The organism is Novosphingobium sp. LASN5T (assembly GCF_003856955.1).
In the GTDB taxonomy this organism is placed as follows: domain Bacteria; phylum Pseudomonadota; class Alphaproteobacteria; order Sphingomonadales; family Sphingomonadaceae; genus Novosphingobium.
Map to the genome: position 1 here is coordinate 1 of NZ_RQSI01000074.1, position 13,238 is coordinate 13,238.

The 13,238-nt window shown below is 63.9% G+C and carries 9 protein-coding genes and 2 pseudogenes; 7 read left to right on the plus strand and 4 right to left on the minus strand.

The annotated features are described in order from the left end of the window. Positions 1–322 precede the first annotated feature (322 nt). Positions 323–3,291: pseudogene (locus EH199_RS22850) on the plus strand (Tn3 family transposase). Between the two features lie 31 nt (positions 3,292–3,322). On the opposite strand, the gene EH199_RS22855 reads toward EH199_RS22850, so the two are convergent. Next, positions 3,323–3,475 (minus strand): hypothetical protein, encoded by a 153-nt coding sequence (locus tag EH199_RS22855; RefSeq protein WP_124811365.1) that lies wholly within the window; start codon positions 3,473–3,475, stop codon positions 3,323–3,325. Beyond that, positions 3,472–3,885, minus strand: coding sequence for a MerR family transcriptional regulator (locus EH199_RS22860; RefSeq protein ID WP_124811366.1), 414 nt, complete (start codon positions 3,883–3,885; stop codon positions 3,472–3,474). Before EH199_RS22860 ends, EH199_RS22855 begins: the two co-directional genes overlap by 4 nt. A gap of 88 nt (positions 3,886–3,973) precedes the next feature. Between EH199_RS22860 and EH199_RS22865 the strand changes: the two genes are divergently transcribed. Next, positions 3,974–4,225 carry a hypothetical protein gene (locus EH199_RS22865; RefSeq protein ID WP_124811367.1) on the plus strand — a complete coding sequence of 84 codons (252 nt, stop codon included), beginning with the start codon at positions 3,974–3,976 and terminating at the stop codon, positions 4,223–4,225. A gap of 43 nt (positions 4,226–4,268) precedes the next feature. Here EH199_RS22865 and EH199_RS22870 read toward each other — a convergent pair whose 3' ends face one another. Beyond that, positions 4,269–4,694: a helix-turn-helix domain-containing protein gene (locus EH199_RS22870; RefSeq protein ID WP_124811368.1), complete on the minus strand. Its 426-nt coding sequence runs from the start codon at positions 4,692–4,694 to the stop codon at positions 4,269–4,271. Between the two features lie 75 nt (positions 4,695–4,769). On the opposite strand from EH199_RS22870, the gene EH199_RS22875 reads away from it, so the two are divergent. Then, on the plus strand, positions 4,770–6,743 hold the full coding sequence (locus EH199_RS22875; RefSeq protein WP_124811369.1) for a cytochrome c/FTR1 family iron permease: 1,974 nt from the start codon (positions 4,770–4,772) through the stop codon (positions 6,741–6,743). 12 nt (positions 6,744–6,755) lie between these two features. Then, positions 6,756–8,936, plus strand: coding sequence for a cation-translocating P-type ATPase (locus tag EH199_RS22880; protein WP_223806882.1), 2,181 nt, complete (start codon positions 6,756–6,758; stop codon positions 8,934–8,936). A gap of 23 nt (positions 8,937–8,959) precedes the next feature. Here EH199_RS22880 and EH199_RS24530 read toward each other — a convergent pair whose 3' ends face one another. Next, positions 8,960–9,271, minus strand: a complete 312-nt coding sequence (locus EH199_RS24530) for a hypothetical protein (RefSeq protein WP_124811370.1) — start codon at positions 9,269–9,271, stop codon at positions 8,960–8,962. A 182-nt stretch (positions 9,272–9,453) separates the two neighbouring features. Between EH199_RS24530 and EH199_RS22890 the strand changes: the two genes are divergently transcribed. From EH199_RS22890 to EH199_RS22900, 3 genes and pseudogenes are all read left to right on the plus strand, one after another. Beyond that, the gene (locus EH199_RS22890) at positions 9,454–10,722 is read left to right on the plus strand and encodes a TolC family protein (protein WP_370449730.1); all 1,269 of its coding nucleotides are present in this window, start codon (positions 9,454–9,456) and stop codon (positions 10,720–10,722) included. A gap of 78 nt (positions 10,723–10,800) precedes the next feature. Further along, positions 10,801–11,955, plus strand: a complete 1,155-nt coding sequence (locus tag EH199_RS22895; protein WP_124811372.1) for an efflux RND transporter periplasmic adaptor subunit — start codon at positions 10,801–10,803, stop codon at positions 11,953–11,955. Positions 11,956–11,958: 3 nt separating this feature from the next. Continuing rightward, a pseudogene (locus EH199_RS22900) lies at positions 11,959–13,116 on the plus strand (efflux RND transporter permease subunit); the annotation flags it as partial. Positions 13,117–13,238: the final 122 nt, after the last annotated feature.

A 13,238-nucleotide genomic window follows, 5' to 3' on the forward strand; every position in this document is an offset into this window, starting at 1 on the left:
ACAATACCAGCGCACCGCCCACAGGATCACATCACCCTGGAAATGGCGCCACTTGAAATCCGTCATCGTTCCGTCCGTCCAATCTCCGCCAAGCATGCTCAAGCTTCACGATTTTTGCAACAGAGCCCCGCCACGTCCTGATCGCCAGTGCTGGCGCGAGCGTAGCCCAGAATATCACCCATGCCGCGCGTCTCCCAAACGGTCGTTCTGTGGACGCTATGAAGGGCGACTGTTTCGCCCCATCCATATCCGTCCACATACTATGTCTCTTTACTCATGGCTGTCCATAGGCCCAGATGACCTTTTGTGGACGGGAATCGGCATGATGAAGCGCAAGCATCGACTCCTGATCGAGAGCGAACGCGATCAGATCCTCGCCATCCCGACCGATCGCGACCATCTGGCCCGGCTCTATACCTTCGAGCCTGCGGACATCGAGATCATCGGCGCACGACGGGAGCGACGGAACCAGATGGGCGTCGCGCTGCAACTCGCGCTCTTGCGCCATCCGGGCATCACACTTGCGCAGTTGATACAGGACAGGGGAGCGATACCCCACGATCTCGCCGCCTTCGTCGCGGAACAACTTTGCCTGCACGTAGCCGACCTGGCCAACTATGCGGCGCGGGATCAGACGATGACGGATCATGCCCGTGAGCTGGCGGTGCGCTTGGGACTTCGGGGGCCGACGCGCGCCGATATTCCGTTCATGGTCGAAGCGGCCGCGAAAGCGGCATGGGCGACCGACAAGGGGATGACGATCGCGACCGGCGTCGTCACCGCCCTTCGCGAGGCCCGTATTTTGCTGCCGTCCATCTCCACCATCGAACGTGCCAGCAGCGCGGGGCGCGCGCGTGCCCGCAAGCAGGCGGCCTATGCTCTGATCGCCGATCTCAGCGCCGAACAGGTCCACGCCCTCGACCAGCTCTTTGACGACGCCGGCGGCATGAGTCAGCTTGCCTCGCTCAAGACCATCCCCGTCGCGGCCAAGCCCGATCACATCCGCCAGATTCTCGATCGCCTGCGGCAAGTGCGGAAGATTGGCATCTCACCGGACGTGGCTGGCCGCATCCATGCGGACCGATTTCGGCAATATGTCAGGGAAGGGCGCGCTTCGCCTGCCTATATGATCGAGCGATATATCCCCTCCCGCCGACGCGCCACGCTTGTTGCCTTCCTCCTCGACCTCGAGGAACGGCTGACCGACGGCGCTCTGGAGATGGCGGACAAGCTGATCGGCAGCATCTTCACCCGCGCGAAGAACGCCCAGGCGCGCAGCTATGCCACCACGTCGAAGAATGTGGCGCGGCTGATGCTGATCTTTCGCAGGACGATCGACGCGCTGACCGATGCGGTCGATACCGGCGAAGATCCGATAGAGGCCCTGGACGCTTCGGTCGGGTGGAACACCCTTCTGAAGGCCAGACCGGAAGTGGCGACGATCGCGGAAACCGCCAGCCTCGACCCGCTGACCGTTGCGGCCGATCGCTATGCGACCTTGCGCAAGTTCGCGCCCGACCTGCTTGAAGCGCTCCAGTTTAGGGCTGGAAAGGGCAGCGCGAAAACGATCGCCGCCATCGAGATTCTGCGCGACCTCAACAGGTCGGGCAAGCGCGATCTGCCTGCCGACGCCCCGATGCCCTTCCGCAAGGAATGGCGGAAAATCGTTGTAGGCGATGACGGCAAGATCAACCGGCGGCTCTGGGAAATCGCGACGATTGCGCATCTGCGCAACAAGCTGCGTTCCGGGGATGTCTGGGTGGAACGATCGGCGGGATACCGCCGGTTCGACAGCTACCTGCTCAGCGAACCGAAGGCGAAGCCGATCGTATCGGCTCTCGGCCTGCCACCCACAGCCGGCGAATGGCTTGAACAGCGGGGCCGCGAACTGGACTGGCGGCTGAAGAAATTTGCCCAGCGGCTGAAGCGCGACGCTCTGGAGGGTGTGCGATACCGCGACGACCGCCTCCAGATCTCCCCGGTTCGCACGATCGCGACGCCCGACGCCGAAGCTCTGGCCCACCGGCTCGATGCCATGATGCCGCGCATCCGCATCACCGAGCTGCTGCATGAGGTGGCGCAGGAAACCGGCTTCCTCGCAGCGTTCACCAATCTGCGCACCGGCGAGGCGTGCCCCAATGAAAACGCGCTGCTCGCCACTATCCTCGCCGACGCCACTAATCTCGGCCTGTCGCGCATGGCGGCCGCGAGCCAAGGCGTCACGAGGATCAGCTCTTGTGGACCCATGACGCCTATATCCGCGACGATAGCTACCGCTCGGCGCTGGCCGTCCTCATCAACGCACACCACCGCCTGCCATTCTCGCGAGTATGGGGCGACGGCACCACGTCCAGTTCCGATGGCCAGTTCTTCAGGGGCGCGAAGCGCGGTGCATCGGGGGGCGACATCAACGCCCGCTATGGCGTCGATCACGGCTTCAGCTTCTACACCCATAATTCCGACCAGCGCGCGCCCTATCACATCAACGTGACCTCGGCCGCGACGCATGAAGCACCCTATGTCCTCGACGGCCTCACCAGTCATGGCACCGATCTCAGAATCGTCGAGCATTACACCGACACCGGCGGGGCGACCGATCATGTCTTCGCGCTGTGCGCCATGCTGGGATTTCGCTTCTGCTCGCGCCTGCGCGACTTTCCGGACAGGCGGCTTGCGTCGATCGCGCCGGTTACGGCCTATCCTTTCATCGGCCCGTTGTTGGGCAAGCGTATCCGCACCGACATCATCGGTGAGCAATGGGATGACGTGCTGCGCCTCGTAGGGTCGATCAAGGCCGGCCATGTCGCGCCGTCGGTCATGCTGCGAAAGCTCGCCGCCTACGAGCGGCAGAACCAGCTCGACGCCGCGTTACAGGAAATCGGCAAGATCGAGCGGACGTTGTTCATGCTGGACTGGCTTGAAAACCCCGATCTGCGCCGGCGATGTCATGCCGGCCTCAACAACAGCGAACAGCGCCATGCCCTGACGCAGGCAATCTATACATTCCGCCAGGGCCGGATCATCGACCGCAGCCATGAGGCGCAGCAGTATCGGGCCTCCGGCCTCAACCTGGTTATCGCCGCGATCGTCTATTGGAATACGATCTACATGGACGCCGCCGCCCAGCATCTACGATCAACCTCGGTCGCAGTGCCTGACGATCTCCTCGCCCATACGTCCCCCGTAGGTTGGGAGCATATTGCTTTCTCCGGCGATTTCCTCTGGGATCGCGCCGCCGCTTCCGCTGGTCGCAAGGCCCTTAATCTGCCGCCGGATAGCCGCGTCGCCTAAGCGTTCGCTGATTGTTCACCCTTAGCGTTGTTTAGCGTACCATCCACGCTATGCCCTCAACTAGTGCCGCCACGCCGGGAATGGCGACAAGCGCCGGCTTCCCGCTCTTGAGCCAGGCCCAGAAGGCAAAGCAGCCAGCGATCTCGCAAAACGCGGCTGCAGCGTAGATCGCCCAGAGTTTCACGCGGCAGTGTCCGCGATATCTTCGAAGATCGTGCACGGGAGAGCTGGCGACGGACCACAGGTCACATCGCAGCGCCGGGCCATGGCATCGAGCGAGGACTCGAGGCGGGCAAGTTCCAACCGCCGTTCCTTGACCTCGTCAATGCGCTGCTGAACGATATCGCGAGCCTTGATGCAGCCTCCGGCAGCATCGGCCTCGGGAGCCAGCAGTTCCCGAATCTGGTCGATCGACATACCGAAATCACGCGCGCGGCGAATGAATTGCAGGCGCTTCACATCGGGCCAGCCATAGCTGCGACGCCCGCCATCAGTCCTTGCCGCGTTCGGAATGAGGCCGATCGCCTCGTAGTAACGAATCGTCGGCGCGAAGCATCCCGCAAGACTTGCGGCCTGGCTAATGGGCATCGGCATGGAGAAGGCATCGCATGATGGCGCTTGCTCTTCAAGTTACTTGAACTTGTAGAATGCGGCGACTCGAAACCGAACAAGGACATTGCACATGAAGTTGAAACTGGGACTCGCTGGTCAGGCGCTCGCTTGCGCGGCCTGTTGTGCCCCATTGCTCGTGCCGCTGCTGGCAGGAACGGGTGCGGTCCTTGGCTTTGAAGCCGTATCACTCGACGCGGCCATGTGCATCGGCATTCCTGCGATAGCTTTGGTTGGCGGCGGTGTCTGGCTCGCACTGCACAAGCGTCAGCGAGCCAGTTGCGAATGCCGGCACAGTTGCGATCCCGCTTCGCGCTGCGGTTGAACGGTGTGGCCTTGCCGGTCCCGCTACTCGTTGCCTGCTTTCACTAATCGGGAGCTGGCAAGGCAACGCCAGCGATCGCCTCGATCACGCGGCAATCTGCGGCGCGGCCGCCATCACAGGACGCAGCGACGCCCACCAGCGCGCTGCGCAAGGTTTGCAGGCGGGCGATGCGCTCTTCGATGTCGCGCAAGTGCTGGCGCGCGATTGCCGCTGCTTCACCGCAATCGCGTTCAGGCTGATCCGATAGGGCCAGCAGTGAGCGGATCTCGTCGACCGAAAATCCCAGGCTGCGGCCATGGCGGATGAAAGAGAGGCGGCGGACGTCCGCTGCAATGTAGGTCCGCCTTCCCGAAGCGGTCCGCAGCGGGCGCGGGAGCAGGCCGATGTCCTCGTAGAACCGGATCGTGTTGACCTTGGTCCCAGTTTGCCGAGCCAGGTCGCCAATCGCCAAACGCGCGGGTTCACCCATCGTATTGTCCCATATTGCGAATCGCTCGCAAAAACTGCTTGCTTCTACAGCTACTGTAGATTGTATCGGGGGCCGATGAGCAAGACCAAATTCGCGAATCACGCCCCGAAATCGATCAAGGCCGCTACCCGCGTGCTGCGCCTGGCCGCCTTGCTGGTGTCCCTGCTTGTGGCGGGAACGGCCCCTGCCTTTGCAAACCCGAGCGATGAGGATGTCCAGACGGCCTGGCGGCTGCTCGACTATGTCGCGGTCGATTATGCGGGGGCGGTCGCCGATGGAAAGGTGAAGAGCGCGCAGGAATATGCGGAGATGACCGAGTTTGCCGGCGCGGTCGAAGCCAAGCTCGCGGCGCTGCCGCCGGCAGCGCAGAAGGCCGGGCTGCTGTCCGAGGCGAAAGCGTTTCGGGGCATGGTCGCGCAGAAAGCTGCGCCGAATGATGTAGCGAAGTCTGCGCGGACGCTCGCCGCGCACCTGTTGACGGCCTATCCTGTCCCGCTCGCACCCAGCAAAACTCCCGATCTGGCGCGCGGCAATGCACTCTACGCGCAAAATTGTGCAGGCTGCCATGGCCTGAGCGGCGACGGTCATGGACCGGACGCCGCCAAGCTCAACCCCGTGCCGGTTGCCTTTGCCGATGCGTCGCGTGCCCGAGAGAGAAGCCCCTTTGCGCTCTATCAGGTGATCGGCCAGGGGCTCGATGGCACAGCCATGCGCAGTTTCTCCGAATTGCCCTCGCAGGACCGCTGGAACCTTGCCTTCTACATCGGTCGCTTCGCCTTCCCCAATGCCGGCAAGGGCGAACAGCTCTGGAAGAGCGATGCCGCATTGCGCAGCCAGGTTCCCAACCTGGCCGCGCTCGCCGGGATGACGCCTGCCTCGCTCGGGCGGCAGATTGGTCCTGACAAGGCTGATGCGGTCCTTGGCTATCTACGGGCGCATCCCGAAGCGGTGAGTGAGGCCAAGGCCGGATCGCTGACAGTTGCTCATGAAAAGCTCCAGGCGAGCCTTGCGGCTTACGAGGCCGGCGACAGGGAGGCGGCCAAGAAGCTCGCGCTGTCCGCCTATCTCGACGGGTTCGAGCCGGTCGAGCCGGCGCTCGCGGCGCGTGATGCGACGCTGATGGGGCGGATCGAGACCGAAATGGGTAATCTTCGCGCAGCCATCGGCCGCGGCGAACCTGTAAGCGCGGTCAAGGATCGCATGGCCGTCCTCGATGGGCTGTTCAGCGATGCCGAGGAGGTGCTGTCGCCCGATGCCGCCAGCACGGCGTCCACCTTCCTCGGCGCGTTCACCATCCTGCTGCGCGAAGGCGTGGAAGCGCTGCTGATCGTGGTCGCCATGATCGCCTTTCTGCGCAAGGCCGATCGCGGCGAGATGGTTCGTCATGTCCACGTCGGTTGGGTTGCGGCCCTCGCGGCAGGAGCGCTGACCTGGGCTGTTGCAACCTTTTTCATAGGCATCAGCGGCGCAAGCCGGGAATTGACCGAAGGTTTCGGCTCGCTGTTCGCCGCCGTGGTTCTGTTGTCCGTCGGCATCTGGATGCATGGCAAGTCGCAGGCCGGAGAATGGCAGCGCTATATCAACGAGACGCTCGGCAAGGCGCTGTCGCGTAGCTCCGCGTGGTTCCTGTTCGGCCTTGCCTTCATCGTCGTCTACCGCGAGGTGTTCGAGACGATCCTGTTTTATGCAGCCCTGACCGCGCAGGGAAGCGGCGCGGTCATTCTAGCCGGTGCGATCTCGGCCATCGTCGTCCTGGCGCTGATCGCCTGGGCCATGCTGCGGTTCAGTGCCCTGCTTCCGGTGGGGGAGTTCTTCAAATACAGCTCCTGGCTGATCGCGGTGCTGGCGGTCGTCCTCGCCGGCAAGGGTGTCTCTGCGTTGCAGGAGGCGGGGATCATCGACATTGCCCCGCTCGCCCACATGCCCCGCATCCCGGTGTTGGGACTATTCCCGACCTGGCAGTCGATTGGTGCGCAACTGTTGACGATCGCGGCCATCGTGGCAGGGGGATGGTATAACGAAAGGCTGGCCCGCAAGTCGGCGGCGTAACGGAGTAGACCGATGGCCGACATTTGCTGCGGTTCAATTTCAGCGCCTGCTTCCCTGGACGAGACAGTTCCGTCCGCGCTTTCGACGGCGCCTGAGGGAGGCAGCGTCGCCCGTCTGCGCATTGCCCAGATGGATTGCCCGACCGAGGAAGCACTGATCCGCAAGAAGCTCGGCGCCATGGACGAGGTCCAAGGACTCGAGTTCAATCTGATGCAGCGCATGCTGACGGTTGCCTATCGCACCGGCGCATTGCCAGCGGTCCAGGCTGCCATCCGCGAACTCGGCATGGACGCCGAACCCGTCGAGCCGTCCGGCGATGAGGAGCCTCAAACCGAAGCCGCCAAGCCGTGGTGGCCCTATGCGGCGGGCGGCCTTGCGGCATTGGTCGCGGAGATCATGCACTGGTCCGGCTTGCCCGAATGGACAGTCGCGCTGGTTGCCGTGCTCGCCGTCGCGGTCTGCGGGCTCGATACCTATCGCAAGGGCTGGATTGCCCTGCGCCACGGCAATCTCAACATCAACGCGCTGATGAGCATCGCCGTGACGGGCGCTCTACTGATCCGGCAGTGGCCTGAGGCGGCCATGGTGATGGTCCTGTTCGCTATCGCCGAGCTGATCGAGGCGAAGTCGCTCGACCGCGCGCGCAATGCCATTCGCAGCCTCGTTCAGCTTGCGCCTGACTACGCTGCCGTCCGTCAACCAGATGGGTCGTGGAGCGATCAGCCCGCTGCAAGCGTGGCGCTCGGCGCAATCATCCGGATCAAGCCGGGGCAGCGTGTTGCGCTCGACGGTACTATCACCAGCGGCCATTCGACTCTCAACCAGGCGGCCATCACCGGCGAGAGCATGCCGGTCGAAAAAGCGCCAGGTGATCAGGTGTTCGCCGGCACTCTCAACGAGGCCGGTTCCTTCGAATATGAAGTCACCGCCGATGCCGCGCACTCGACGCTCGCGCGGATCATCGAGGCTGTGGAGTCTGCACAAGGCGCCCGCGCGCCGACCCAGCGCTTTGTCGACCAGTTCGCGCGCATCTATACGCCGGCCGTGTTCCTGGTCGCCGTTGCGGTGGCGATCGTTCCGCCGCTGCTGCTCGCTGGCAACTGGCAAGACTGGATCTACAAGGCGTTGGTCCTCCTCGTGATCGCCTGTCCCTGCGCGCTCGTCATTTCGACACCGGTCACGATCGTCAGTGGCCTGGCAGCGGCGGCGCGGCGGGGGATCCTGATCAAGGGCGGGGTCTATCTCGAACAGGGTCACAGGCTCGCGGTGCTCGCGCTCGACAAGACCGGGACGATTACGCGCGGCAAACCGGCGCTGACCGATACCGTAAGGTTCGATCCTGACAACGGGATCGACAACCTCGACATTGCGACCAGTCTTGCGGCACGCTCGGATCATCCGGTTTCCTATGCGATCGCCGACGCCGGTCGAAAGTCCGGCATTGTCTTGCTCGATGTGACCGACTTTGCCGCGCTGCCTGGGCGCGGGGTGAAGGGCAGAATCGGCGGCGTCGAATACCTGCTCGGCAATCACCGCCTTATTCACGAAACCGGGGTGTGCTCACTGGCGGTTGAGGCGCAACTCACGCAGTTGGAAGCGCAGGGCAAGTCGGTCGTTGTCCTGACCGACGGCAAGCAACCGCTCATTCTCCTTGCGGTCGCCGACACGATCAAAGAAAGCAGCCGCGTTGCCATTCAGGCGCTGCGCGACCTCGGCATCGAGACGGTGATGCTGACCGGTGACAACGCACGCACGGCTGCGGCCATCGCCCAGCTGGTCGGGATCGACAAGGCGCTTGGCGACCAGCTTCCCGAGGACAAGCTCCAGGCAATCGAGCGCTACATCCGTGATGGCCGCTATGTCGGCATGGTCGGTGACGGTATCAATGACGCCCCGGCACTCGCGCGCGCCGACATCGGCTTTGCGATGGGGGCCGCCGGTTCGGATACCGCGATTGAGACGGCCGACGTTGCCTTGATGGACGATGACCTCAATAAGATCGGGCGCTTTGTCCGGATATCCCGCATGACCCGCACCGTGCTTGTCCAGAACATCACCTTGGCGCTAGGCATCAAGGCAGTGTTTCTGGTGCTCACGGTGCTTGGCTATGGAACTATGTGGATGGCTGTATTTGCAGATATGGGAGCCAGTCTTCTTGTCGTGGCCAATGGTTTGAGACTGGTCAGGCAATGACAGGCGCGAGGGGCCCCTTGCCGTCATTCACGACGACTGGTATTCGCCCCAGCATGAAGGGTAGGTTCGTTTCCTTGCTGTTGGTGTTTGCCGTGTTGATTGGCGCCGCAGTCATGCCCGAAGCTGGCCATGCCGAAGGAATGCTTGCAGGTCATGCAAGCGAGGTTCTCAACATCGAAGATCACGTCGATGCCGCGACCGGGCAGCACGACAAGCAAGGTGGGGGCGTGCCCTGTCATGCGGTTGCCCACCACCATTGCAGTATCGCGGTAAAGACGGATGCCGAGATCGATGCGCTGGGGATCTGGTCTGCCACATCCATGGTTATGCCGCATACGGTTTATCCGTTGACATCGCTTGGTTCGGCTCCGCCCACAGAGCCGCCTGCCGCCTGAAGATCATCCGCCGGCGCCACACATGCGCCCAAGCCTCGTGATTTTCAGGAAAATACTTCATGCAAGACAGTCAAACGGGCGTGCGCGCGTCCGTAGCGCACCATCGGAGCGCTCGTGCGACAGTGCCGCGCGTACTTGTCGCCGCGCTCCTACTCGGTACGAGCGGACAGGTCGTCAGGGCCGAAGCCCCGATCACTGCGGCCAGCGCGCCCGCACCGGTGTTTACGCTCGATCAAGCGCTCGCAGCCGCTGGCAGCAGTGCGCCGGGCCTTGATGCCGCCGCCGCCGACCTCCGCGCCGCGCAGGCTGGCCGCACCGTTGCGGGACTGCGTCCCAATCCCGAAATGCAGGTTCAGGTCGAGAATGTCGGCGGGACGGGCGAGTTCAGGGGCACCCAAAGCGCGGAAACGACAACGGGCTTCGCTTTGCCGATCGAGCTCGGGGGCAAGCGCTCGGCGCGAATCGCCGTGGCGGATGCCCAGACATGGCGGACTGAAGTTGAGGCCGCTGTCGTGGCTGCCGATCTGCGCCTGCAAGTTACCGGCGCCTATCTCGCCGCAGTCGCTGCAGAGCGCCGGGCCGAGATCGCTCAGATGGAAACCGATTTTGCTGCCGTGGGCTTTCGGGCCGCGAGCGCGCGGGTCACGGCCGGTGCAGCCTCGCCAATCGAACAGCAACGGGCCGATGTCCTGCGGATCAACGCCGACGTCGCGCTCGAGCGCGCTAAGCGCGAGGCCGAGACCGCCCGTGCCAATCTCGGACGGCTGATCGGTAAGCCGGTCGTCGGACTGCTTGACCGGAGCTGGTTTGAACGCATCGAGACGTATGGACCGTCGGCCCCGATCAAGGCGGAGGGAACCTTGGCGCTCGCGGCCGCAGAAGCCGATCTGGCAACCGCGTCGGCACAGGTTCGCCTCGCCAGATCGCAGCGCGTTCCCGATGTCACGCTCAGTGCCGGTGCAAAGCGCTTGTCGGCATCGAACGATACGGCAGCGGTGTTCGGCGTCTCGATCCCGCTGCCCTTGTTCAATGGCGGCAGGGCGGCGCTCGATCAGGCAACCGCGCAGGAGTCGGCGTCCGATGCTCGGCGGCGCATGGCACTGATCGATACCGAGCGTGAGATTGCCTCGGCCCAGGCCGAACTCGCCAATGCCGCTGCCAGCGCGCGCGCAGCAGGCGGTCCGGGACTAGCTGCCGCCTTCGAGGCGGCCCGGATCGCAGGAATCGGTTATGCCAACGGCAAGTTCAGCCAGCTCGACCTGATCGAGGCGCAGCGGACTTTGGCGCAGACCCGCTCAGCCTATATCGACGCGTTGGTCGCCTATCATGGCGCAGAAGCGCGGCTTGCGCGACTCATTGCGCCTGCACCCGTGCCTGGTGGCGCACAGTGATCGCAACCGCACCCTTTTCTCGATGCCTGCCGTGCGCCGCAACCGGTGCCGGGCGTCGCCCCATTTCGGAGATTACCCATGTACTTTGACGATAAGCGCCTCGTCGCCAGTGTTGCCGGCGCGCTCGTGCTCGCAGCAGCGGGCGGCTTCATTGCCGCCCGCTGGACCGGCGAACCGCCCACTACCGCCGCGCCGGCCGAGGAAGCTGCTGAAGCCGCTCCGACCTCGCTCGATCTCTCCGCCGAAGCGATCCGCAATTCGGATATCGCCGTCGAAGGGGTGTCGGCAGGCGGGCTCGGTTCCGAGATCGTGGTTCAGGCCGTGGTCGCGTCCTCGCCAACCGGTGAAGCCGTGTTGACTGCCCGCGCCGGGGGCGCCGTCACCCGCGTGTTCAAGCGGCTTGGCGATCCGGTTCGCGCCGGTGAGGCGCTGGCGATCGTCGAAAGCCGCGACGCAGGTCAGATCGCCGCAGAACGTTCCTCGGCTGCGGCACGTTCGACTCTCGCGCAGCGCAATCTCGCCCGCGAGCGCTATCTCTTCGAGCAGAAGGTATCGTCGCGCGCCGAATATGAAGCGGCACAGGCCGAGGCCGCTGCAGCTGAAGCGGAGGCCCGGCGCGCCAGCGCGGCCATGGGTGCAGCGAATGTTACACGCGATGGTCGGGGAACAATAGTCAGCAGCCCGATCTCGGGTCGTGTAACGTCTGCGACTGTCATGCTCGGTGCCTATGTCCAGCCTGAAGCTGAGCTGTTTCGCGTCGCCGATCCTCGCCAGATTCAGGTGGAAGCCGCTGTAGGGCCAGCCGACATGGCACGGCTTGCGGCCGGCAACCGTGCGGTCATCGAATTGCCGGGTGGCGGAACGATTGAGGGCCGCGTTCGTGCGGTGACACCGACGCTCAGTGGCCAATCGCGTTCCGCGACGGCGGTGATCGATATAGTCGGCGGCTCGCTGCAGCCCGGTCTCGGGGTGAGAGTAAGGCTCTATCCCAGTCTCGCTGCTCCCAGCAATGCCATCGCACTGCCCGACGATGCGCTCCAGTCGATGGACGGCAAGGACGTGGTCTTCGTGCGCACGACCAAGGGGTTCCGGGTTCAACCCGTCACGGTTGGTCAGCGTAGTGCCGGGCGGGTGGAAATCCTCTCGGGCCTCAAGTCCGGCCTCCAGGTCGCCACGCGTAACGCGTTCCTGCTCAAGGCCGAACTCGGCAAGGGCGCGGGCGAGGAGGAATAAGCCATGATCGCAAGCCTCATGACGCTTTCCGTCCGCATGCGCTGGGCGGTGGTGCTGTTCTTCCTCGCCGTTGCCGGCATTGGCCTGTGGCAGCTCACCCGGCTGCCGATCGACGCCGTGCCCGATATCACCAACCATCAGGTGCAAATCAACACCATCGAGCCGGGCCTATCGCCGGTCGAGATGGAAAAGCTGGTCACTTATCCGATCGAGACCGCGCTTGCCGGTATCCCGGGCCTTGAAACCACGCGCTCGCTCTCGCGCAACGGCTTCAGCCAGGTCACCGCGATCTTCTCCGATTCCACAGAACTCTATTTTGCGCGCCAGCAAGTGGGCGAGCGCCTGGCTCAGGCCGGAGAAAAACTTCCCGCGGGCGTTCAGCCGCAGATCGGGCCGGTCACCACCGGTCTTGGCGAGGTCGTCATGTACACGGTCGGCTATGCCAACCCGGACGGCAAGGGCGCGCGCCGCGTCGCCGGCCAGCCTGGCTGGCAGCCCGATGGAAGCTATCTGACGCCGGAAGGCCAGGTTCTCAAGGATGAGGTGACGAAAGCCGGTTACCTGCGCACCGTGCAGGACTGGATTATTGCGCCGCAATTGAAGAACGTACCGGGCGTGGCGGGCGTTGATTCCATCGGCGGCTATGCCAAGACCTTCGTGGTCGAGCCCGATCCCACCAAGCTCATTGCGTTTGGCATTTCGTACAGCGAACTCGCCAAGGCACTTGAGGCCGCCAATCTTGCGATCGGCGCCAACTACTTCAATCGCGGCGGCGAGGCCTATCTCGTGCGCGCCGACGCGCGCATCCGTTCGGTCGATGAAATCCGCAATGCCGTGGTCGCAACGCGCGGCGGCGTTCCGATTATCGTTTCCCAGATCGCCAATGTTCGTGTCGGTGGCGATCTGCGCACTGGCGCTGCCAGCATGAACGGGCGCGAGGCCGTGATCGGCACCGCGCTGATGCTGATCGGCGAAAACAGCCGCACGGTGGCGGAAGGCGTCGGTGCAAAGCTCGATCAGATCGCCAAGACGCTGCCGCCGGGCGTGAAGGTCGAGGTCGTGCTCGACCGCGCCAAGCTGGTCAACGCGACCGTCGCGACGGTCGAGCGCAACCTCACCGAGGGCGCGATCCTTGTCGCAGCCGCGCTGTTCCTTTGGCTCTGTTGCAAAAATCGTGAAGCTTGAGCATGCTTGGCGGAGATTGGACGGACGGAACGATGACGGATTTCAAGTGGCGCCATTTCCAGGGTGATGTGATCCTGTGGGCGGTGCGCTGGTATTGT